Here is a 19,353-nt window from a genome sequence, read left to right as displayed (position 1 = left end):
ACGCCGCCATTCGCTGGCAAGCCAGCTCCTACGGGCAATGCAGCTGCCTGCAACACGTCATGCAGACCTAGCCCATTCATTCACCAAGCAGGCGAAGGTCTACCCTTCGAGTCCGCAGTCAGTAGCCCGGATCAAATCCGGGGAAAGTCCAATCGCCGCTCCCGGATTACATCGGGCTACGATCTGGCCGGCTGAATCCGCGATGTCCCCTTATAGGGGCCGTAGGCAAGTCCACGTTCTACGAACGTGGATGTTTACTCGCCCATGCACCCCTCCCGATGTCAGCGTTGGTTCAACCAGCCGGCGAAGAAACGCGTCACCGGAGGCATGAAGAGATAGACCACCAGCAGCACGATGCTGGCCGTGATCACGACGTTGCTCGCGACGTAGCCGGCCAACCAGGGCTGAAGTTTGAACAGCGGCTGCCAGAGCAGCGGCACCAGCAGGGCCAGCGGCAGGATCACCAGGAAGGTCACGCAGGCCTGTTTCCAGCGAGGCGGTTGAGGCACGGTGGCAGGGGCCGGGGTGAACCAGAATTCGCGCTCGGGGTTGATCTCCACCTGGTCGCCATCGGCCAGCAGGTGGCTGACTTCCTCGACCAGGCTGCGGCGATCGGTTGAGTCCAGCCAGGCTTGGAGTTGTGCCGCACTGGCAAAGCGCAGGACGCAGGTGAACAGGTGCAGTCCATCTTTGCGATCCCGCACCACGTCGATACCGAGGTGGCCGGGGTAGCCCTTGGCGATGCCGATGATGCGGCGCAGCCAGCCTTCGTATTCCTGTTCCCGGCCTTCCTTGACCCGATGGCGGATCAGCAGGGTGACGATGTCGTCGGTGCTCATGGCGAGGTGCTCCGTACAAGGCGATGAAGAAGGCCGGACGCGCTGGGCGCCTCCGGCCTGCCGGGGCTTACTTCACTTGGCGCTGTGGTGCCTTGTGCACCAGGGTGTAGGCGTAGTCCACACCCATGCCGTAGGCGCCGCTGTGCTCCTGCACCAGGCCGATCACGGCGTCGTAGGTTTCCTTCTTCGACCAGTCGCGCTGGTACTCGAGCAGGACCTGTTGCCAGGTCACTGGAATAGCGCCGGCCTGGATCATGCGTTGCACCGACATGTCATGGGCTTCCTTGGAGGTGCCGCCGGAAGCGTCGGTGACAATGTAGACCTCGTAGCCGGCTTCGATGGCTTCCAGTGCGGGGAAGGTCAGGCAGACCTCGGTCCAGAGCGCGGCCATGATCAGTTTCTTACGGCCGGTGGCTTTTACGGCGGTGACGAACTTGTCGTCTTCCCAGGAGTTCATCGAGGTGCGTTCGATGGGTTGCTGGCCGGGGAATACGCCCAGAAGTTCCGGCCAGAGGTAGCCGCTGAAGCTTTCGGTCTCAACGGTGGTGAGGATGGTCGGCACGTTGAAGATCTTGGCGCTCTTGGCCAAGGCCACGGTGTTGTTCTTCAGTTGCTGGCGGTCGATGGACTGCACGCCAAAGGCCATTTGCGGCTGGTGGTCGATCAGGATCAGTGCGGAATTGGTCGGGTTCAGCAGTTCGCGGATGGACATGGCATTTCTCCTGGAGCGTGGGTTGTCTGATTTCTTCCTGGCCGGTGCCTCGTTCGTAAGGCTGTTTGGTTCCGACGTGGGATGAATTCTGATCGCGCCCATTAAGAGAAACAATTATGCATAATTGAACTTCATTGATTCTTGAATGGAGACATTGATGGACAGGGTCGAGTGCATGCGCGCCTTTATCGAAACCGTGCGCAGCAACGGTTTTGCGGCGGCGGCGCGGGCGTTGGACGTACCGCGCTCCACCGTGAGCAAGCAGGTGCAGGCGCTGGAGGAGGCCATCGGTGTGCAGTTGCTGGTGCGCACGACGCGCAGCCTGCATCTGACGGAGGCGGGGGCGGAGTACTTCGAGTCGGCGCGGGACCTGCTGGCAGCCCTGGACGAGGCTGAGCAACGCGCGCGGGATGGTGTGGGGGAGCTGCGAGGCGTATTGCGGGTGAACGCGCCCATGTCCTTCGGGCTGCGCAAGTTGGGGCCGCTCATACCGCTGTTCCATGAGCGGCATCCGCAGATCGAACTGCAGCTGGTACTCAGCGACCAGCAGGTGGACCCGGTGCGCGGCGGCTTCGACGTGACCATACGCATTGCGAGCCTGGCGGACTCCTCCATGGTCGCCCGGACCATTGCGCCGGCACCCCGTTACCTGGTGGCTTCACCGGCCTACCTGGAACGGGCCGGCGTGCCGCAGTCCCCGGAGGAACTCGCCAGTCATGCCTTCCTGGGGTACGGCTACCTGCAGAGCGGTGTCAGCCTGGCGCTCAGCAATGGCGAAGTAACCCGCCGCGTGCAATTGAACGGTCCACTCCAGGCCAACAATGGCGACTTCCTCGCCCAGGTCGCCGAGGCCGGCATGGGCATCGCCCTGCTGCCGAGCTTCATCGTCGACGAAGCCCTGGCGGCCGGGCGACTGGTGGGGGTGCTCTGCGAATGGCAGGCACCGCCCATCAGCATCAACGCCGTCTACCCCTCGGCGCGCCGCCTGCCGCAGAAGACACGGGCCTTCATCGACTTTCTGGTGGAGGAAATGAGCCGGGCGAACGAGCGGGTGACGTGCTGAGGCGACCGTGCGCTTTCCCGTCCACAACGCGGCGTGCTCCCATGCGCCGGTGTTGGATGAAGGGCATCAACCATCCCTGGTGCCTGTTTCTTCAGTGCGCCCCGGCACCCTTGGCCAGGTCGCTTTCCTTCCACTCGGTGTAGACGCAGGCATCCGCCGCGGCCCAGCGCACCATCACCGTTGCGCCCGGTTGCAGGGGCGCGGTGGTGCCGGAGAGTTCCTTCAAGGTCAGGCTGGTGCCGCCTGCGGTGATTACGCTGCAGGTCAGGCTTTCGCCGAGGAACACGGTTTCCGCCACCTTGGCCTGGATCTGGTTCCAACCGGCGGCCAATGGCTCGCTGGCCGCCTGTTCCGGGCTCAGCACCTGGGCCTTTTCCGGACGCACCATCAGGATCAGGTCCTGGCCGTTGTGCAGGCCGGGGGTGGGGCGGATGGCCAGCGGCTGACCTTCGAAACTGGCGCCGGCGTTGCCCTGGGCTTTCACCTTGAGGAAGTTGGAGTTGCCGAGGAAGGAGGCGACGAAGGCGTTCGGTGGGCTCTGGTAGAGGTCATAACCACTGCCCAGGCCGACGATCTTGCCGTGGCTGAAGATGGCAATGCGCTGGGACAGGCGCATGGCTTCTTCCTGGTCGTGGGTCACGTAGACGATGGTGATACCGAGGCGACGGTGCAGGTGGCGCAGTTCATCCTGCAGGTCTTCGCGCAGCTTCTTGTCCAGCGCGCCCAGGGGTTCGTCCATCAGCAGGATGCGCGGCTCGTACACCAGCGCACGGGCGATGGCCACGCGCTGCTGCTGGCCTCCGGACAGTTGGGCGGGACGGCGCTGGGCGAATTGCTCCAGTTGCACCAGCTTGAGCATGGCCTCGACGCGGCGCTCGCGTTCGCCAGCGGCCTGCTTGCGGATGTCCAGGGGGAAGCCGATGTTGTCGCGCACATTGAGGTGTGGGAACAGCGAATAGCGCTGGAACACCATGCCGATGTCGCGCTTGTGCGGCGGCACGTTCACCAGGGACTTGCCGTCCACGAGTATTTCGCCGGAGCTGGGTGTCTCGAAGCCGGCCAGCATCGACAGCGTGGTGCTCTTGCCCGAGCCGCTGGAGCCGAGGAAGGTGAGGAACTCGCCGTCCTGGATGTCCAGGGAAATGTTGTCCACGGCGGCGAAGTCGCCGTAGTGCTTGTTCAGGTTGCGCAGGCTGACCAGGGTCTTGTTTTCGCGGGTGTCTTGGATAACGGCACTCATTTTCTTTACCTCGGCGCTCAGGCGCTTGCAGGGTTGCGCCGGCGCAGCGCGGCGGCGATCACCATGACCAGTACGGACAGGCCGATCAGCAGCGTCGAGGCGACGGCGATCACCGGGGTCAGGTCCTGGCGCAGGGTGGTCCACATTTTCACGGGCAGGGTCTGCAGGGTCGGGCTGGCCATCATCACGCTCAGCACCACTTCATCCCAGGAGACCAGGAAGGCGAACAGGGCGCCGGCCATCATGCCGGGGCGGATCGCCGGGAAGGTCACCTTGTACACCGCCTGCAGCCGTGAAGCGCCGCAGATCACCGCGGCATCCTCGATGGACTGATCGAACAGCTTCAGCGAGTTGATGATCGAGATGATGGTGAAGGGCAGGGCGACGATCACGTGGCTGACCACGAAGGAAAACAGCGTCCCGGTGTAGCCCAGCTTGAGGAACAGCGCGTACACGGCCACCGCGATGATCACCAGCGGCACGATCATCGGCAGGGTGAACAGGCCGTAGAGAAACTCGCGGCCGGGGAACTTGCCGCGCACCAGGGCGAACGCGGTGGGCAGGCCCAGGGCCACGGAGCAGATTGTGGTCAGCACGGCGACCTTGAGGCTGGCCAGGGCTGACTCCATCCACTCGGCGTTGGAGAAGAACTGCTCGTACCACTTCAGCGTCCAGCCCGGTGGCGGGAACACCAGCCACTGGGAGGAGCCGAAGGAAAGCAGCACGATGAACAGGATCGGCAGCAGCAGGAAGGCCGCAATCGCTCCCGTCGTGAGGTACAGGCCGATGCGCAGGCGCAGGCCCATGGCGTTGGGTGACAGCAGCATGGCTTACCTCGCAGTGCTAGAAGCCACCGGCGATTCCGGCTGCAGCTTCAGGTAGAGGTAGAACAGGATGAGGGTGATGCCGATCAGCAGCGCGGCGGCGGCGCTGGCCAAACCCCAGTTGAGGAACGACTGCACCTGCTGGATGATGAACTCCGGCAACATCATGTTCTGCGCGCCACCCAGCAGGGCCGGTGTGACGTAGTAACCCAGCGACATGACGAAGACCATCAGGCCACCGGAGAACAGCCCCGGACGGCACAGCGGCAGGAACACCTTGAAGAAGTTGGTCCAGGGGCTTGCACCGCAGATGGAGCCCGCCTGCAGAACCATCGGGTCGATGGCCGACATGGTGGCCTGCAGCGGCAGCACGATGAACGGGATCATGATGTAGCTCATGCCGATCACCACACCGGTGAGGTTGTGCACCATCTCCAGCGGCTGGTCGATGATGCCCAGCGCCATCAGCATCTTGTTGATCACGCCCGAGGCCTGGAGCAGCACCAGCCAGGAGTAGGTGCGTGCCAGCAGGCTGGTCCACATCGACAGCAGCACGATGTTCAGCAGCCAGCGGCCCCAGCCACGCGGTACCAGGGTGATCACCCAGGCCAGCGGGAAGCCCAGCAGCAGGCTGATCAGGGTCACCAGGCCGCCGACGGCGAAGGTGTTGAACAGCACGCGGGTATAGGCTGAGTTGGCGAACAGCTGCTCGTAGTTGCCCAGGCCCGGCGTTGGCTCGAGCACGCCGCGCAGCAGCAGGCCGATCAACGGTGCGAGGAAGAACAGACCGAGGAACAGCAGGGCCGGGATCAGGTTGCGGGCACCGCGCCAGCGCAGGGTGGTCTCGTTGACTTGATTCATCGACGCAGCCTTGGGCTGGGGGCTGCCGGAAGCGCGGGCTGCGCTTCCGGTGACCTTGGCCGACGGGTTGGGCTGGATGGCAGCCATCTTCACTTGACCAGCCATTCGTTCCACCGCGCGGCGATTGCTGGGCCGTTCTTGGCCCAGTACGCGTAGTCGAGCGTGATCTGTTCTTTAGCGTAGGCAGTCGGCAGGTTGGGGGCGAGGTCTTCCTTGATCTGACCGACGCTGTCGACGTTCACCGGGGCGTAGGCGGTGAGGTTGGCGAAGTCGGCCTGGCCCTTGGCACTGCTGGCGTTGGCCAGGAACTTCATGGCCGCGTCCTTGTTCTTGGCGCCTTTGGGGATAACCAGGAAATCGGCCATGACCAGGTTCTGCTTCCAGCTCACGCCCACCGGCGCGCCATCTTGCTGCAGGGCATAGATGCGGCCGTTCCAGAACTGGCCGAGGGTGGCTTCGCCGGAAGCCAGCAGTTGCTGGGACTGGGCGCCGCCGCCCCACCAGACGATGTCTTGCTTGATGGTGTCCAGCTTCTTGAAGGCGCGGTCCAGGTCCAGCGGGTAGAGCTTGTCGGCGGCTACGCCGTCAGCCAGCAGGGCCAGTTCCAGCACGCCGGGGCTCGGCCACTTGTACAGTGCGCGCTTGCCCGGGTACTTGGCGGTGTCGAACAGGGCGGTCCAGTCCTGCGGGGCGTTGGCGCCGACCTTGCCCTGGTTGTAGCCAAGTACGAAGGAGAAGAAGAAGGAGCCGACGCCGTGGTCGGAAACGAAGCGCGGGTCGATCTTGTCGCGCTGGATCACGCCGAAGTCCAGGGGTTCCAGCAGGCCTTCGGCGGCGGCACGCAGGGCGAAGTCGGCTTCGACGTCCACCACATCCCATTGCACGTTGCCGCTTTCGACCATGGCCTTGAGCTTGCCGTAGTCGGTGGGGCCGTCCTGCATCACACGAATGCCGCTGGCTTCACTGAACGGCTCGGCCCAGGCCTGTTTCTGCGCATCCTGGGTAGTGCCGCCCCAGCTCACGAAGCTGAGGCTGTCGGCGGCGAGGGCGGCGGTGCCGGTCGCGGCCAGGAATGCTGCGGCGAGTACCGCGGTTGCACGTTTTTTGAACACCATCTTGCTTGCCCTCATTGTTGTGTTTGTACGCAAGCGGGCTTCGCTTTCTACCCGCTTATCAGGAGCAGGGGACCCCAGTGGGGCCTTCAAGGGCGGCCGTGTCGAGTGCTCTTGTTCATGCTGGTCCCTGGCGGGCGCACTCGCAGAAAATCTTCGGCCTACGGAATGTCATATTATGGTATTCCAAACTTTGTGCAAGTCCTCCGCGTTGCCGGTTGTCGCTGAATCCCAGGAGGTGATGGTGAGTGGGGGCCCCATAGGAGAAGTAGCCCGGATGGAATCCGGGAATTGCATGCACCCTTGCTCCCGGATTGCATCCGGGCTACCTGGTTGGCACTTGTTCTTGTAGGAGCCGGGGAGGGGCTCACCCCTCGAACGGCAGGGTCTCTACCACTTCCAGGTCATAGCCGGTGAGGCCGGCGTACTTCAGCGGGGCGCCGAGGTGGCGCAGCTTGCCCACACCCAGATCCTGGAGGATCTGCGCGCCGGTGCCCACTTCGGAGTAGATGCGCGATTGCGAGCGGCTGAACTGGCGGCGTGGCTGCGTGAGCTGCGGTACGCGCTCCAGCAGGGCCTGGGAGGATTCGTTGCTGGCCAGGACAACCACCACGCCGTGGCCGACTTCCGCCACCTTTTGCAGGGCGGCCCAGAGGGTCCAGTTCTTCGGCCCGTTGTACTCGGCGCCCACCAGATCGCGCAGCGGATCGATCACGTGAACCCGCACCAGGGTTGGTTCGTCACGTCGGATATCACCCATCACCATCGCCATGTGCACGCCGCCCTCGATGCGGTCCTCGTAGGTCACCAGGCGGAAGGTGCCATGCACGGTGGGTAACTCGTGCTCGCCAATGCGGGTGACGGTGTGCTCGGTGCTGAGGCGGTAGTGGATGAGGTCGGCGATGGTGCCGATCTTGATGCCGTGCTTCTCGGCGAAGGCTTCCAGGTCCGGGCGGCGGGCCATGGTGCCGTCATCGTTCATCACTTCGACGATCACCGAAGCCGGTGTGAAACCGGCCAGGCGGGCCAGGTCGCAGCCGGCTTCGGTGTGGCCAGCGCGGTTCAGTACGCCGCCCTCGCGGGCGCGCAACGGGAAGATATGGCCGGGCTGTACCAGGTCATCTGCTGTGACCTCAGGGGCCACGGCGGTGAGCACGGTGTGGGAGCGGTCGGCGGCGGAGATGCCGGTGGTCACGCCGCTGGCCGCCTCGATGGAGACGGTGAAGGCGGTGGCGAAGGCGCTGCCATTGGCCGGCACCATCTGCTCGAGGCCGAGGCGTTCGCAGTGTTCGTCGGTCAGCGTCAGGCAAATCAGGCCACGGGCTTCGCGGGCCATGAAGTTGATGGCCTCGGGGGTACATTTTTCCGCCGCCAGTAGCAGGTCGCCCTCGTTCTCGCGGTCCTCGTCGTCCACCAGCAGGACCATCTTGCCCTGGCGAAAGTCTTCGATGATTTCTTCGATGCGATTGAACGGCATGGTGCGACACCTGGCTGGATCAATGGGAAAGGTTTCTGGTATACCATAATACCAATTTAACCGGAACTGCAGAGGTCAGCATGAAGGCTTACTGGATCGCCCACGTCGATGTGACGGACCCGGAACGCTACAGCGAATACACCCGCCGCGCCCCAGCCGCCTTCGCCAGATATGGCGGCAAGCTGCTGGCCCGTGGCGGCCGTTCAGAGGCGATGGAAGGCCGCGCTACTCCCCAGCGTAGCGTGGTGATCGAGTTCGAATCCTATGACCAGGCCCTGGCCTGCTACCGCTCGGCGGAATACCAGGAAGCCTGTGGATATCGTCAGGGCGTGGCGAAGGCGGAGGTGATCATCGTGGAGGGAGTGGAGCCTTGATTGGCGCCTCCCTGGCTGCGATTTTCCTGTAGGGGCGAATTCAATGGCTATGTCTGCGTTAGCTGTTGCGAGCGACTTACCTTCTGGCCAAGTGCCTTGTAGGAGCTGGCTTGCCAGCGAAACGGGGCCATTCGCTGGCAAGCCAGCTCCTACGGGCAATGCAGCTGCCTACAACACGTCATGCAGACATAGCCAATTCATTCGCCAAGGGGTGCGAAGCGCCCCCGGACAATTTAAGGGCAGGCCTTTGGCCTGCTTGGCGAATGAATTCGCCCCTACATGTTCAAGCGAATGAGCAATCGTTAGCGGATGAAGTGAATCTTCCCGGTATCGTCATTGCCCATGTAGATGCCGTACACCCCCGCCTGGCGTTCCTCGATATAGCGTTCGAGGATCTGCCGGATGGCCGGGTAGTAGATGGCGTCCCAAGGGATGTCCTCGGGGGCGAAGAAGCGGTAGTCCAGGGTTTCCGGGCCATGCTGGCCAGTTTCTTCCAGCGCGATGGCGCGGAAGATGATGTAGACCTCGCTGATCTTCGGCACGCTGAAGATGGAGTAGGGCGAGACGATTTCGGCGCGTACGCCGCTCTCTTCCCAGACTTCGCGCAGGGCCGCTTCCTCGGTGGTTTCGCCGTTTTCCATGAAGCCGGCCGGGAGCGTCCAGGTACCGGGGCGCGGCGGGATGGCGCGCTGGCAGAGCAGGTACTTGCCGTCCTGCTCGATGATGCAGCCGGCAATGATCTTCGGGTTTTCGTAGTGGACGTAGCCGCAGTCCGCGCACACCAGCCTTTCGTGGGTGTCCCCAGCGGGGCACTGGCGGCTCAGGCCGCCACTGCCACAACCGGGACAGAAGCGCGGGGAGGGCATGTCATCAGCGCCCGATGCGCGGCTCTTTCAGGGCGATGGGGCTGGCGATCTCGCGGACCTTGCCCGGCTCGTCCTGCTTGGACTTGAGGTAGTCCAGGGCGACTTTGGCGGCGGCGCGCACGTGGTCCACCGACGCCTGGTGGGCGGCCAGCGGGTCGCCGCTCTTGATGGCTTCGACGATGCGTTCCATTTCCTGGTTGCTGGCGCCGCGACGGTTCTCCTGGGAGACGGACGTGGCGCGCAGGTAGCTGATGCGCGCCTGTAGCTGGCGCAGCTGGGTGGCGGCGATGTGGTTGCCGGAGCCTTCCAGCAGCACGTCGTAGAAGCCCTGGACCGACTCCAGCACCTGTTGCAGGTCGCCTTCCTCAAGGGCTTCGCGGTTCTCCGCCAGGGCCTTTTCCAGGGCGCGGATGTCCTTGGCCTTGGCGTTGAGGGTGAAGAGCTGGACGATCAGGCCTTCGAGCACGCAGCGCAGCTCGTAGATATCACAGGCGTCTTCCAGGGTGATGATGGCCACGCGCGGCCCCTTGGCATCGGCGAATTCTACCAGGCCTTCAGACTCCAGGTGGCGCAGGGCTTCGCGCACGGACGTGCGGCTGACGCCCAGGCGGTCACAGAGGTCGCGCTCCACCAGACGGTCGCCCGGCAGCAGTTGGAAGTTCAGGATGGCGCCCCGCAGCTTGTCGAGGACGATCTCGCGCAGGGTGACGGGATTGCGGTTGACCTTGAAGCTGTCGTCGAGGGGCAAGCGTTTCATGTGGTCCGCTCTGGTTATGGCTGTCCGTAGAAGGAATGAAGGAGCACGTACGCGCGCTCCATCATCGGGTGGTGCCGGCGGTCAACCTTGTGCCTCTGCGTCGGCCTCGGCGAAGGCTTCGCGGGCGATGCGGAAGCTGTCCACTGCCGCCGGTACACCGCAGTAGATGCCGACTTGCAGGAGGATCTCGCGGATCTGCTCGCGGGACAGGCCGTTACGCAGGGCGCCGCGAACATGCAGCTTCAGCTCGTGGGGGCGGTTGAGCGCCGAAATCATCGCCAAGTTTATCATGCTGCGTTCTTTCAGCGATAAGCCGTCCCGGCCCCAGACGTGGCCCCAGCAGTACTCGGTGACCAGTTCCTGCAGCGGGCGGGTGAAGTCGTCGGCGTTCTGGATCGACTTGTTCACATAGGCCTCGCCCAGCACCTGGGTACGGATCTCCAGGCCTTTTTCGTATTTCTCGTTGCTCATCGGGGGACTCCTTTTCTTCGGTAGGAGCTGGCTTGCCAGCGAAGGCTCCTGGGACAGGTTCCCGAGCAAGCCCGCTCCTACAGGTACGGCAATAAAAAAGAGCCGCTGTCGAGAGTGGCGACCAGCGGCCCTGAAGGTGACTCAGGAAATCTCCGGCAAGGCGCCCAGCTTGCCCTTGTGGTAGAGCATGGGCGTGACCTCGCCCTCGGGGAGGATCAGGTTCTTCACCGCCCCCACGATGATCGCGTGGTCACCGCCGTCGTACTCGCGCCACAGTTCGCATTCGATGATCGCGGTGGCCTTGGTCAGCAGCGGGTTGCCCAACTCGCTCAGGTGCCAGTCGATGCCCTTGGCCTTGTCCTTGCCCTTCTTGGCGAAGGCATAGGCTTCGGCCTGCTGGTCGGCACAGAGCAGGTGGATGGCGAACTGCTTGCTGTCGCGCAGGATCGGGTAGGTGTCCGAGGCGTAGTTGGGGCAGAACAGCACCAGAGCCGGGTCGATGGACAGGGCACTGAAGGCGCTTGCGGTGATGCCGACGATATCGCCTTCCGAATCCAGTGTGGTGACCACCGTGACGCCGGAGGGGAAGGAGCCCATCACTTCTTTGTAGATGCCGGGTTCGATCATGGGAATGTCCTCTCAGCGCATCACGAAGGGGTCGGGCATCGGTGCCTGCGAGAGGTTGATCCACACCGTTTTCAACTCGGTGTAGGCCAGCACCGAATCGATGCCGCTCTCGCGACCGTAGCCGCTGTTGTGGAAACCGCCGATGGGCGCCATGGCCGAGACCGCGCGGTAGGTGTTGACCCAGATGATCCCGGAACGCACGTCACGGGCCATGCGGTGGGCGCGGCCCAGGTCGCGGGTCCAGATGCCGGCGGCCAGGCCGAACTGCGAGTCATTGGCGATCGCCAGGGCTTCCGCCTCGTCCTTGAACCGAATGACAGAGGCCACTGGGCCGAAGACTTCTTCCTGCATGATCTTCATCGAGTTGCTGTCGCACTCGAACAGGGTCGGCTCGTAGTACCAGCCCTGCTCGTCGATTGCCGGGCGCTTGCCGCCCATGCGCAGGCGCGCGCCTTCGGCGAGGGCGTCAGCGACCAGGCCTTCGACTACGGAGAGTTGCTGCGCGGTGGCCATGGGGCCCATCTCGCTGCTCTCGTCCTGTGGGTTGCCGATGCGGATGCGCTGGGCGCGGGCTACCAGGCGCTCGACGAATTCATCGTAGATTGCGTCCTGCACCAAGAGGCGCGAACCGGCTACGCAGCTCTGCCCGGAGGCGGCGTAGATGCCGGCCACGGCGCCGTTGATGGCGCTGTCCAGGTCGGCATCGGCGAAGATGATGTTGGGCGACTTGCCGCCCAGTTCCAGCGACAGCTTGGCGAAGTTCTCCGCGCTGCTGCGTACCACGTGGCGCGCGGTGGCGGCGCCGCCGGTGAAGGCGATCTTGCGCACCAGCGGATGGCGGGTCAGCGCCGCGCCGGTGCTCGGGCCGAAGCCGGTGACTACGTTGACCACGCCCGCCGGGATACCGGCTTCCAGGGCCAGTCGCGCCAGTTCGAGGATGGTCGCCGAGGCGTGCTCGGAAGGCTTGAGGACGATGGTGTTGCCGGCGGCCAGGGCCGGGGCCAGCTTGATCGCGGTCAGGTAAAGCGGGCTGTTCCACGGGATGATCCCGGCGACCACGCCCAGCGGCTCGTGCACCGTGTAGGCAAACAGCTCGGGCTTATCCAGCGGCAGGGTGCCGCCTTCGAGCTTGTCCGCCAGGCCCGCGGTGTAGTGGAAGAACTCCGGCAGGTAGCCGACCTGGCCGCGGGTTTCGCGGATCAGCTTGCCGTTATCACGGCTTTCCAACTGGGCCAGGTGTTCCTTGTTCTCGGCGATCAGATCGCCCAGGCGGCGCAAGAGCTTGCCCCGCGCGGTCGCGGAAAGACCGCGCCAGGCCGGGTTTTCGAACGCCTTCTGGGCCGCCTGCACGGCACGTTCGACATCCGCTTCGTCAGCGTCGGGCAGTTCCGCCCAGGGTGCGGCGAGCGCTGGGTTGAGGCTCTGGAAGGTCTTGCCGGACAGTGCATCGACCCATTGGCCGTCGATGCACATCTGGAAGCGTGCGAGCGTCATGCGACGATCCCCTTTGCTTGGTTCTGTAGGGTCTGCGCGTGCTGGAGGAAATCCAGCAGCACCTGGTTGACCAGACGCGGCGACTCCACCGGCATCATATGCCGCTGCTCGTCGAGCACCGCCACCTGGGCGCCGGGAATGCGCTCGGCCAGTTGCCGGGCCATTTCGGGCGTCGAGCCCGGGTCCAGTTCGCCGGTGGCGACCAGGGTCGGCACGCTGATGCTGCCCAGGTCGTCCACGCGGTACATGTCCTGCGTGGCGAACAGCTCATAAGTAGTCAGATAGCCCTGCGGATCGTTGCTGGCAAGGGTCTGGCGGATGGCGGCGATCTGCGCCGGGTTGGCCGCCTGGTACTCGCGGCTGAACCAGCGCGACAGGGCCGCTTCGGCGTTGGCGTCCGGGCCGTGTTCGGCGGCCTGGCGAGTGCGTTCGATCACCCCGGCGCGCTGCTCGGCGCTGCGGTTGAACACGCTGTTGAGGATCACCAGCCCTTCAATATGCTGCGGGTAGTGCAGGGCGAAGGCCCGTGCCACCAGGCCACCCATGGAAAAGCCGATAACGGTCGCCCGTTCCAGCTTCAGGTGCTCCAGCAGTTCACGCAGTTGCTCGGCATAGCCTTGCAGCCCGGTGCCCGTTTCCGGGCGCGGACTGGCGCCATGGCCCAGCATGTCGTAGGCGATGACCTGGAATTGCGGGGCCAGGCCGACAATCTGGCCGCCCCACATTTCCTTGTTGAGGCCGACCCCGTGGATCAGTACCACGGGGTGGCCTTGGCCGGTCGCCAGATAACTGGTGCCGGCCGGTGTGCGTTCAGCGGTGAGCCGAATCATGGATCGCTCCTGCACGGGCCTTGGGATTACTGGGCTTGCTCGGCGGCCAGCTCTTCCAGATCGATGTAGCGGTTGCCGATGCGCGGGTGCAGGCGGCCACCGTTGGCGGCGCCCAGCACGACGATGATTTCGTCGGCACGCGGTGCGTCTTCGATCTGCATTTCAAGGGTGATGTAGTGGGAGCGCAGGCCTTCGTCGTCCTTGTGCATCATCGGAATCTGGATCGAGGTACCCGGGCCGCCGCGCTTGTTGGTGAAGCTCAGGTAGCTCTTGGCATTCACCGCCTGGCGGTAGTGGTTGCCAAAGCGCAGGGTGTGGATAACCGCGGACGCGTGTTCGATCTCGCCGTCGGCGCCGACCACGGCAGCCTTGCCGTAGGCCTCGATCTTCGCGGCACCGCCGATGGCAGCGGTCAGGCGCTCAACCATCATCGCACCGAGGTCGGAGCAGTTGGCCTTGATCTCGGGCTTGAGGTCTTCGACGAAGCCACGGCCGAGCCACGGGTTCTTGATCACCACAGCCAGCCCCACCATGGTCACCGGCTTGTCGGTGGCCTTGCCGCCTTCGATGAAGGTCTCTTCCACGTAGCTGACGATCTTGCGGATTTCGAAGCTCATTGGGCTCTCCTGGTTTGGGAAGTCTCTTGCTGTCTGATGGTATACCATAATATTGAATATGCAAGAGTCAGTCGCCAGGGGAGGGCGGTCCTTGGCGACGGAAGGTTGTTCGAGAAGGGAGAAAGGCCAAGACCGCCGCGCCGTGTGGGCGGCGGAAGGGGCGCGAAGGATACGGGAAAATATGGAATACCGTAATACGAGATTCCACTAATCCTGTAGGGGCGAATTCATTCGCTATGTCTGCGTTAGCGGTTGCGAGAGATTTACCCTCGGGCCAAGACCCTTGTAGGAGCTGGCTTGCCAGCGAAACGCCGCCATTCGCTGGCAAGCCAGCTCCTACAGGCGATGCAGGTGCTTGCAACACGTCATGCAGACATAGTCATTTCATTCGCCAACCGAACCGCAGGCTCGGCCCAGAGGACCAATTGGGCCGCTGCGCGTCCCTTGGCGAATGAGTTCACTCCTACAAGAAGCAGGCGTGCGTCAGGCGAATCCTGGAGCCCCGAGTTGCGCTGAGATCAGCGCCTGGGTCTGGCCGAGGGCCTGGAGGAAGGTGGCCTGGGCATCGGGGCTGTCCATCACGGCATCGGGGCCGGAGAGGTTGATGGCGGCGACCACCTTGCCGCTGTGGTCGCGGATGCCGGTGGCGATGGCGGTGGAATAGTCTGAACGGTGCAGTACCCAGCCGCGCTCGCGGTCCTGGCGGATCAGTTGCTGCAACTCGGGCAGGGTGCGCGGCGCCGGCGGCGGATAGTCGTCCAGGCGCACGTGCTGGTAGAGCTGGCTCAGCTCGACTTCGTCCAGTGCGGTGAGTAGCACCCGGCCCAGTGCGGTGCTGTGGCACGGCAGGCGGGTGCCAATGGGGATGTTCACCGTCAGTCGCTGGGGCGCGAAGGCGCGGTAGAGGTAAAGGCTCTCGGTCTGTTCGCGGATGCTCAGGTGGCAGGACAGCGAAGTCCGGTCGCGCAACTCGTTGAGGTAGGGCATGGCCACTTCGACGATGTCGCGGCTGGCCAGGTAGACGAAACCGTCCGCAATCACCTGGGGACCCAGCTCGAAGGCGCTGCGCCCGGCCTTCTGCAGGTAGCCCATGTCCACGAGCGTCTGCACGATGCGGTAGACGGCCGAGGGGCTGACCGCCAGGCGTTCGGCCATCTCGTTCATGCTCAGGCTGCGCACCCGCGCATTGAACATGCCGAGGATGGTCAGCCCGCGTTGCAGGGCGGGCACGCGGTAGTCGGCTTCCCGTTCCGGGGTTTCGATGGCGGTCATCGGGGCCTCCCTCTGAACCAGGTAAAGGAAAACGTGGGGCATGGGCGGGTGTCGATGGGTATTGCTGCGCTCCACCCATCCTACGGTTGCGGGGCTCGTAGGTGGGTGTAGAGCGCAGCGAGACCCAACGATTCAGGCCAGCAAGGCCTCCAGCGACACCGGCTGGCCGCCGAACTCGTCCATGGCATCCAGCATGGCGCCGTGGAAATAGTCGAGCGATGCCCGGTCGCAGAGGATGTGGAAGCGCGGCAGCTCGTCCGTTCCGGCATTGATCACGATGACGTTGATCCGCGCTGCCGAGGTCTGTGCCACGGCGCCGACCGGGAAGGCTTCGGGGCGCAGGTCAACACCGCAGACCTTGGCCATCACCTCCGCCACGTGGCGGCCGGAGAGTTGCAACCAGGCGTGGCTGTCTTGGCGCGGCAGCAGGTAGTTGCCCTTGTCGCTGAGCTGCCAGCCTGCCTCTTCGGTGGCGATGCGTTCGCCCCGGTCGGCGAGGCTGCCCAGCAGCAGGTACTCGGTCTGCGACAGGCGCGCCACCATTGCGCCGTCTTCCTGCGTCAGCGCCCGGTTGGGCGCCTCCGGCAGCGTGTAGCCGCGTTCGTTGAGAAAGGCTGCGGCGTCGATGCCGCGAAAGCCCAGGCGCGGCAGGTCGGTGAGGTCGATGAGCGCGCAGCGCTCGATGGTATTGAGGCTGGTCATGGCTCAGAGCTCCTGGCGCTTGTTGTCGGGGTCGAAGAAGGGCAGTTGCACCACGGTGGCCTGGACCACCTGGCCGCCCTCGACGCGGATCGGGATCAAAGAGCCCGGTTCGGCCTGGTCGGCGCCGGCGTAGGCCAGGCCGATGATCTGGCCGAGGGTGCCGGAGTACTCGCAGGAGGTGACGTTGCCGCTGATGTCCGGGCCGTTCAGCACCAGGTGGCCTTCCAGCGGCTGCGCGCTGCCCTTGGGCAGGGTGAAGCCCACCAGTTTGCGTTTCAGCGGCTGCGTTTCGAGGATTTCGATGGAGCGCTTGCCGACGAAGAAGGCCTTCTTGCGGCCGATGGCCCATTCCATGTCGATCTCGCCCGGATGGGTCATGCCGTCGGTGTCCTGGCTGATGATCACGTGGCCCTTTTCCAGACGCAGCAGACGCTGGGTCTCGACGCCGAACGGGCGGATGCCGAACTCGGTGCCGGCAGCCATCAGTGCATCCCACAGCTTGCCACCGTGGCGGGCCGGCACGTGGATTTCGTAGCCCAGCTCGCCGACGAAGCCGACTCGCATCAGCCGCGCCGGAATGCCGGCCACGGTGCCGGTGCGTACGGCAAGGTAGGGGAAGCCTTCGGCGGACAGGTCGACATCCTCGCAGAGCTTCTCCAGCACCTTGCGTGACAGCGGGCCGGCCAGGTTCACCGCGGCCAGGGCGGCGGTGACGTTGGCGATGTCCACGTTCAGGCGCCACTGGGCGTTCCACTTGAGCATCTGTTGGTAGATGCGGTCGACACCGCTGGTGGTGGCGGTGACATAAAAGTGGTTGTCGGCCAGGCGCGCGCAGACGCCGTCGTCTATCACCACGCCGTGCTCGTTGGTCATCAGCGCGTAGCGGGTGCGTGCCACCGGCTGCTTCTTGAAGGGCAGGGTGTAGAGGCGCTCCAGCAGCTCGGCCGCGTCCGGGCCGCGCACGTCCAGACCGCCCAGGGTGGAGACGTCGATCAGGCCGACCTGCTCGCGCACATGGCGGGCCTCTTCCTGCATGCAGCGTTCGCGGTCCTCGGCCTTGCCGTAGAACGCCGGACGTTGCCAGATGCCGGCCGGCATCAGCTTGGCACCGGCGGCCACATGACGGCTGTGCATGGGCGTTTGCCGGTAGGGGTCGAACGCGCGGCCGGCAACGTGGGCGAGCTTCTCCGCCTCGAACGGAGGTCGCGCGGTGGTCACGCCGGTTTCGCTGATGCTGCGGCCGGTGGCATGGGCCACCAGACGTGCGGTGGGCAGCGCCGAATGACGACCCTGGGACGGGCCCATTCCGACGGTGGAGAAACGCTTCACCAGTTGCACGTCGCGATAGCCGTGGCGGGTGGCGTTGACGATGTCGCGCACCTGCAAGTCTTCATCGAAGTCGACGAAATCCTTGCCTTTGGGGTGGGGGAAGATCGGCCAGTCGAAGTTGACCCGCGCCTCGCCATTGAACCGGGCTTCGCCGATGCCGGCCTCCAGGCCGAGGGCCTTGCTGGCGTGCGCGGCGGCCTGGGCACCATCCAGCAGCACGTTGTCCAGACTGTGGCGGCCGTTCACCGAGCCGGCGATGGCCAGGCCTACCGGCAGGCCGCTGATGGCGAACTCGGCACGCTGTTCCTCGTAGGCCAGCTTGCCGCCGGCCTGGCAGAGCAACTGGTACACGGGCATGTAGCCGGCGGACATGCACAGCAGGTCGCAGGACAGTTGCAGGCCGTGCTCGGCCACCTGGCCCTGGGCGGTGATGCGGCGGATATCTACACCGCTGACATGGCGCATGCCCTTCTCGTGCAGGGCTTCATAAACCGTGCTGCCGAGGTGGCAGGGGATACCCTGCTTTTCCACAGCGTTTTTCAGCGCGGCGTCGGCGGGCTGCTGGCGCATGTCCACCAGGGCCGCCACCTGCACGCCCTGCTCGGCGAGGTCGAGGGCGGCGAGGTAGCCGTCGTCGTTGCCGGTGAGCACCACGGCGCGTTTGCCTGGCTTCACCGCATACAGCTTCATCAGGCGCTGGGCAGCACTGGTGAGCATCACGCCGGGCAGGTCGTTGTTGCGGAACACCACCGGTTGGTCAAAGGAACCGGCGCTGACGATGCATTGCTTGGCCCGCACCTTATACATCCGGCGGCCCTGGATCACCGGCAGGTAGTTCTCGGTGAACCAGGCGTTGCAGGTGGCTTCTTTCAACACCTGGATATTCGCGTGGCCTTCGACCGCTGCCACCAGCTCGCGGCGCAGCAGCTCGGCGCGGCGTCCTTCCACATCGAAGCGGGCATAGGTGAGCGAGCCACCGAGCACCGGCTGCTGCTCGATCAGCAGCACCTTGGCGCCGGCATTGGCGGCGGTGAGCGCGGCGGAGAGACCAGCGGGGCCGGCGCCGACGATGGCTACATCCACGAACAGATAGGCCTTGTCGTAGACCTTTGGCTTGAAGTTGAGGTCGAGCACGCCGAGGCCCGCCTTCTTGCGGATCAGTGGCTCCCAGACCTTCCACATGCCCTTGGGCTTGTAGAAGGAGCGGTAATAGAAGCCCACCGGCATGAACTTGGAGAACTTGCCGAGGTAGGCGTCGCGGTCGTTGTCCAGGCTGCCGTTGACGTTCTGCGCGGTGACGCTGAGCCCCGAGCGAATCGCCTGTGCATCGGCCAGCACATTGGGCTCGTCCGGCAGCTGCACCAGGGTGTTGGCGTCCTGCCCGGCCATGGTCAGCGGGCCACGCGGGCGGTGGTACTTGAACGAGCGCGAGAGTAGCCAGCGGCCGTTGGCGAGCAGGGCACTGGCGATGCTGTCGCCGGCAAATCCCTGGTAAGCGGTGCCGTCGAAATCGAAGGCCAATGGCTGGTCGCGGTCGATCAGCAGGCCCATGGGGGCGGGGAGGCGGCTGGGCTGGCTCATCCGGCGATCTCCTGGGTGTGCGAGGCGAATTCGACCCGCTGGGTGAAGAGTTCCTTCGGGTCAAAGGTGCGAATGATCTGGTCGGTGACCGTGTGGCGCTCGGCGAGGAACCAGTAGCTGGAGGCGTTGTGCATCCACCACTCGCGCACCACGCCGGCGGCGTTGTCGCTGTTGAACACGTAGTCGGCCCATTCGGCGTCGGTGCAGGTGGCCGGATCGGGCATCTGCTTGAACTCGCCGCCGTAGGTGAATTCGCTGATGTTGCGGGGCCCATTCAATGGGCAATTCATGATCTTCATCTGGTA

The 19,353-nt window shown here is 64.6% G+C and carries 20 protein-coding genes; 2 read left to right on the top strand and 18 right to left on the bottom strand.

Going from position 1 to position 19,353, the window contains the following annotated elements; all coding sequences use genetic code 11:
• Positions 1–281: 281 nt before the first annotated feature.
• Together AAHM40_RS22980 and AAHM40_RS22975 are read right to left on the bottom strand one after the other, a co-directional pair.
• On the bottom strand, positions 282–839 hold the full coding sequence (locus AAHM40_RS22980; protein ID WP_342246738.1) for an antibiotic biosynthesis monooxygenase: 558 nt from the start codon (positions 837–839) through the stop codon (positions 282–284).
• Positions 840–906: 67 nt separating this feature from the next.
• Complete coding sequence (locus tag AAHM40_RS22975) at positions 907–1,551, bottom strand: hydrolase (RefSeq protein WP_342246737.1); 645 nt, start codon at positions 1,549–1,551, stop codon at positions 907–909.
• Between the two features lie 157 nt (positions 1,552–1,708).
• Between AAHM40_RS22975 and AAHM40_RS22970 the strand changes: the two genes are divergently transcribed.
• Positions 1,709–2,614 carry a LysR family transcriptional regulator gene (locus AAHM40_RS22970; protein WP_342246736.1) on the top strand — a complete coding sequence of 302 codons (906 nt, stop codon included), beginning with the start codon at positions 1,709–1,711 and terminating at the stop codon, positions 2,612–2,614.
• A 91-nt stretch (positions 2,615–2,705) separates the two neighbouring features.
• Here the strand turns inward: AAHM40_RS22970 and AAHM40_RS22965 are convergent, their stop codons facing one another.
• The 5 genes from AAHM40_RS22965 to ribBA all read right to left on the bottom strand — a co-directional run bounded on the left by AAHM40_RS22965 (position 2,706) and on the right by ribBA (position 8,128).
• Entirely contained in the window at positions 2,706–3,854 is a 1,149-nt protein-coding gene (locus AAHM40_RS22965) for an ABC transporter ATP-binding protein (RefSeq protein WP_342246735.1), read from the bottom strand.
• 17 nt (positions 3,855–3,871) lie between these two features.
• A complete protein-coding gene (locus AAHM40_RS22960) occupies positions 3,872–4,681 on the bottom strand; it encodes an ABC transporter permease (protein WP_342246734.1) in 810 nt (269 codons plus the stop codon).
• Between the two features lie 3 nt (positions 4,682–4,684).
• Positions 4,685–5,632: an ABC transporter permease gene (locus AAHM40_RS22955; protein WP_446731608.1), complete on the bottom strand. Its 948-nt coding sequence runs from the start codon at positions 5,630–5,632 to the stop codon at positions 4,685–4,687.
• A complete protein-coding gene (locus AAHM40_RS22950) occupies positions 5,629–6,654 on the bottom strand; it encodes an ABC transporter substrate-binding protein (RefSeq protein WP_342246732.1) in 1,026 nt (341 codons plus the stop codon). Before AAHM40_RS22950 ends, AAHM40_RS22955 begins: the two co-directional genes overlap by 4 nt.
• A 364-nt stretch (positions 6,655–7,018) precedes the next feature.
• Positions 7,019–8,128, bottom strand: coding sequence for a bifunctional 3,4-dihydroxy-2-butanone-4-phosphate synthase/GTP cyclohydrolase II (ribBA, locus tag AAHM40_RS22945; protein ID WP_342246731.1), 1,110 nt, complete (start codon positions 8,126–8,128; stop codon positions 7,019–7,021).
• Between the two features lie 80 nt (positions 8,129–8,208).
• Here ribBA and AAHM40_RS22940 point away from each other — a divergent pair, with 80 nt between their 5' ends.
• Positions 8,209–8,502: a DUF1330 domain-containing protein gene (locus AAHM40_RS22940; protein ID WP_342246730.1), complete on the top strand. Its 294-nt coding sequence runs from the start codon at positions 8,209–8,211 to the stop codon at positions 8,500–8,502.
• A gap of 302 nt (positions 8,503–8,804) precedes the next feature.
• Here AAHM40_RS22940 and AAHM40_RS22935 read toward each other — a convergent pair whose 3' ends face one another.
• The 11 genes from AAHM40_RS22935 to AAHM40_RS22885 form a co-directional block, all read right to left on the bottom strand.
• Positions 8,805–9,368, bottom strand: coding sequence for an NUDIX hydrolase (locus AAHM40_RS22935; RefSeq protein WP_342246729.1), 564 nt, complete (start codon positions 9,366–9,368; stop codon positions 8,805–8,807).
• Between the two features lie 4 nt (positions 9,369–9,372).
• The gene (locus tag AAHM40_RS22930) at positions 9,373–10,125 is read right to left on the bottom strand and encodes a GntR family transcriptional regulator (protein ID WP_342246728.1); all 753 of its coding nucleotides are present in this window, start codon (positions 10,123–10,125) and stop codon (positions 9,373–9,375) included.
• 81 nt (positions 10,126–10,206) lie between these two features.
• Positions 10,207–10,596, bottom strand: a complete 390-nt coding sequence (locus tag AAHM40_RS22925) for a carboxymuconolactone decarboxylase family protein (RefSeq protein ID WP_028628079.1) — start codon at positions 10,594–10,596, stop codon at positions 10,207–10,209.
• A gap of 141 nt (positions 10,597–10,737) precedes the next feature.
• A complete protein-coding gene (locus tag AAHM40_RS22920) occupies positions 10,738–11,223 on the bottom strand; it encodes a flavin reductase family protein (protein ID WP_342246727.1) in 486 nt (161 codons plus the stop codon).
• Positions 11,224–11,235: 12 nt separating this feature from the next.
• Complete coding sequence (locus AAHM40_RS22915; RefSeq protein WP_342246726.1) at positions 11,236–12,717, bottom strand: aldehyde dehydrogenase; 1,482 nt, start codon at positions 12,715–12,717, stop codon at positions 11,236–11,238.
• Entirely contained in the window at positions 12,714–13,547 is an 834-nt protein-coding gene (locus AAHM40_RS22910) for an alpha/beta fold hydrolase (protein WP_342246725.1), read from the bottom strand. Before AAHM40_RS22910 ends, AAHM40_RS22915 begins: the two co-directional genes overlap by 4 nt.
• A 26-nt stretch (positions 13,548–13,573) precedes the next feature.
• Positions 13,574–14,164 (bottom strand): amino acid synthesis family protein, encoded by a 591-nt coding sequence (locus AAHM40_RS22905; RefSeq protein WP_028628075.1) that lies wholly within the window; start codon positions 14,162–14,164, stop codon positions 13,574–13,576.
• Positions 14,165–14,647: 483 nt separating this feature from the next.
• Positions 14,648–15,436: an IclR family transcriptional regulator gene (locus AAHM40_RS22900; RefSeq protein ID WP_342246724.1), complete on the bottom strand. Its 789-nt coding sequence runs from the start codon at positions 15,434–15,436 to the stop codon at positions 14,648–14,650.
• Positions 15,437–15,568: 132 nt separating this feature from the next.
• Positions 15,569–16,138, bottom strand: a complete 570-nt coding sequence (locus AAHM40_RS22895) for a sarcosine oxidase subunit gamma (RefSeq protein ID WP_342246723.1) — start codon at positions 16,136–16,138, stop codon at positions 15,569–15,571.
• Between the two features lie 3 nt (positions 16,139–16,141).
• Positions 16,142–19,048 carry an FAD-dependent oxidoreductase gene (locus AAHM40_RS22890; RefSeq protein ID WP_342246722.1) on the bottom strand — a complete coding sequence of 969 codons (2,907 nt, stop codon included), beginning with the start codon at positions 19,046–19,048 and terminating at the stop codon, positions 16,142–16,144.
• A complete protein-coding gene (locus AAHM40_RS22885; RefSeq protein ID WP_342246721.1) occupies positions 19,045–19,347 on the bottom strand; it encodes a sarcosine oxidase subunit delta in 303 nt (100 codons plus the stop codon). Before AAHM40_RS22885 ends, AAHM40_RS22890 begins: the two co-directional genes overlap by 4 nt.
• Positions 19,348–19,353: the final 6 nt, after the last annotated feature.

It is taken from the genome of Pseudomonas sp. OTU5201, assembly GCF_038440135.1.
GTDB classification, from domain to species: Bacteria; Pseudomonadota; Gammaproteobacteria; order Pseudomonadales; family Pseudomonadaceae; genus Metapseudomonas; species Metapseudomonas resinovorans.
Note: the sequence above shows the minus strand (reverse complement) of the source record. Positions and strands in the feature narration are given on the sequence as shown.

Bases quoted from the DNA above. Each gene is read 5' to 3' on its own strand.
- AAHM40_RS22980 (WP_342246738.1), bottom strand. From the start codon at position 839: ATGAGCACCGACGACATCGTCACCCTGCTGATCCGCCATCGGGTCAAG.
- AAHM40_RS22975 (WP_342246737.1), bottom strand. From the start codon at position 1,551: ATGTCCATCCGCGAACTGCTGAACCCGACCAATTCCGCACTGATCCTG.
- AAHM40_RS22970 (WP_342246736.1), top strand. From the start codon at position 1,709: ATGGACAGGGTCGAGTGCATGCGCGCCTTTATCGAAACCGTGCGCAGC.
- AAHM40_RS22965 (WP_342246735.1), bottom strand. From the start codon at position 3,854: ATGAGTGCCGTTATCCAAGACACCCGCGAAAACAAGACCCTGGTCAGC.
- AAHM40_RS22960 (WP_342246734.1), bottom strand. From the start codon at position 4,681: ATGCTGCTGTCACCCAACGCCATGGGCCTGCGCCTGCGCATCGGCCTG.
- AAHM40_RS22950 (WP_342246732.1), bottom strand. From the start codon at position 6,654: ATGGTGTTCAAAAAACGTGCAACCGCGGTACTCGCCGCAGCATTCCTG.
- ribBA (WP_342246731.1), bottom strand. From the start codon at position 8,128: ATGCCGTTCAATCGCATCGAAGAAATCATCGAAGACTTTCGCCAGGGC.
- AAHM40_RS22940 (WP_342246730.1), top strand. From the start codon at position 8,209: ATGAAGGCTTACTGGATCGCCCACGTCGATGTGACGGACCCGGAACGC.
- AAHM40_RS22935 (WP_342246729.1), bottom strand. From the start codon at position 9,368: ATGCCCTCCCCGCGCTTCTGTCCCGGTTGTGGCAGTGGCGGCCTGAGC.
- AAHM40_RS22930 (WP_342246728.1), bottom strand. From the start codon at position 10,125: ATGAAACGCTTGCCCCTCGACGACAGCTTCAAGGTCAACCGCAATCCC.
- AAHM40_RS22925 (WP_028628079.1), bottom strand. From the start codon at position 10,596: ATGAGCAACGAGAAATACGAAAAAGGCCTGGAGATCCGTACCCAGGTG.
- AAHM40_RS22920 (WP_342246727.1), bottom strand. From the start codon at position 11,223: ATGATCGAACCCGGCATCTACAAAGAAGTGATGGGCTCCTTCCCCTCC.
- AAHM40_RS22915 (WP_342246726.1), bottom strand. From the start codon at position 12,717: ATGACGCTCGCACGCTTCCAGATGTGCATCGACGGCCAATGGGTCGAT.
- AAHM40_RS22910 (WP_342246725.1), bottom strand. From the start codon at position 13,547: ATGATTCGGCTCACCGCTGAACGCACACCGGCCGGCACCAGTTATCTG.
- AAHM40_RS22905 (WP_028628075.1), bottom strand. From the start codon at position 14,164: ATGAGCTTCGAAATCCGCAAGATCGTCAGCTACGTGGAAGAGACCTTC.
- AAHM40_RS22900 (WP_342246724.1), bottom strand. From the start codon at position 15,436: ATGACCGCCATCGAAACCCCGGAACGGGAAGCCGACTACCGCGTGCCC.
- AAHM40_RS22895 (WP_342246723.1), bottom strand. From the start codon at position 16,138: ATGACCAGCCTCAATACCATCGAGCGCTGCGCGCTCATCGACCTCACC.
- AAHM40_RS22890 (WP_342246722.1), bottom strand. From the start codon at position 19,048: ATGAGCCAGCCCAGCCGCCTCCCCGCCCCCATGGGCCTGCTGATCGAC.
- AAHM40_RS22885 (WP_342246721.1), bottom strand. From the start codon at position 19,347: ATGAAGATCATGAATTGCCCATTGAATGGGCCCCGCAACATCAGCGAA.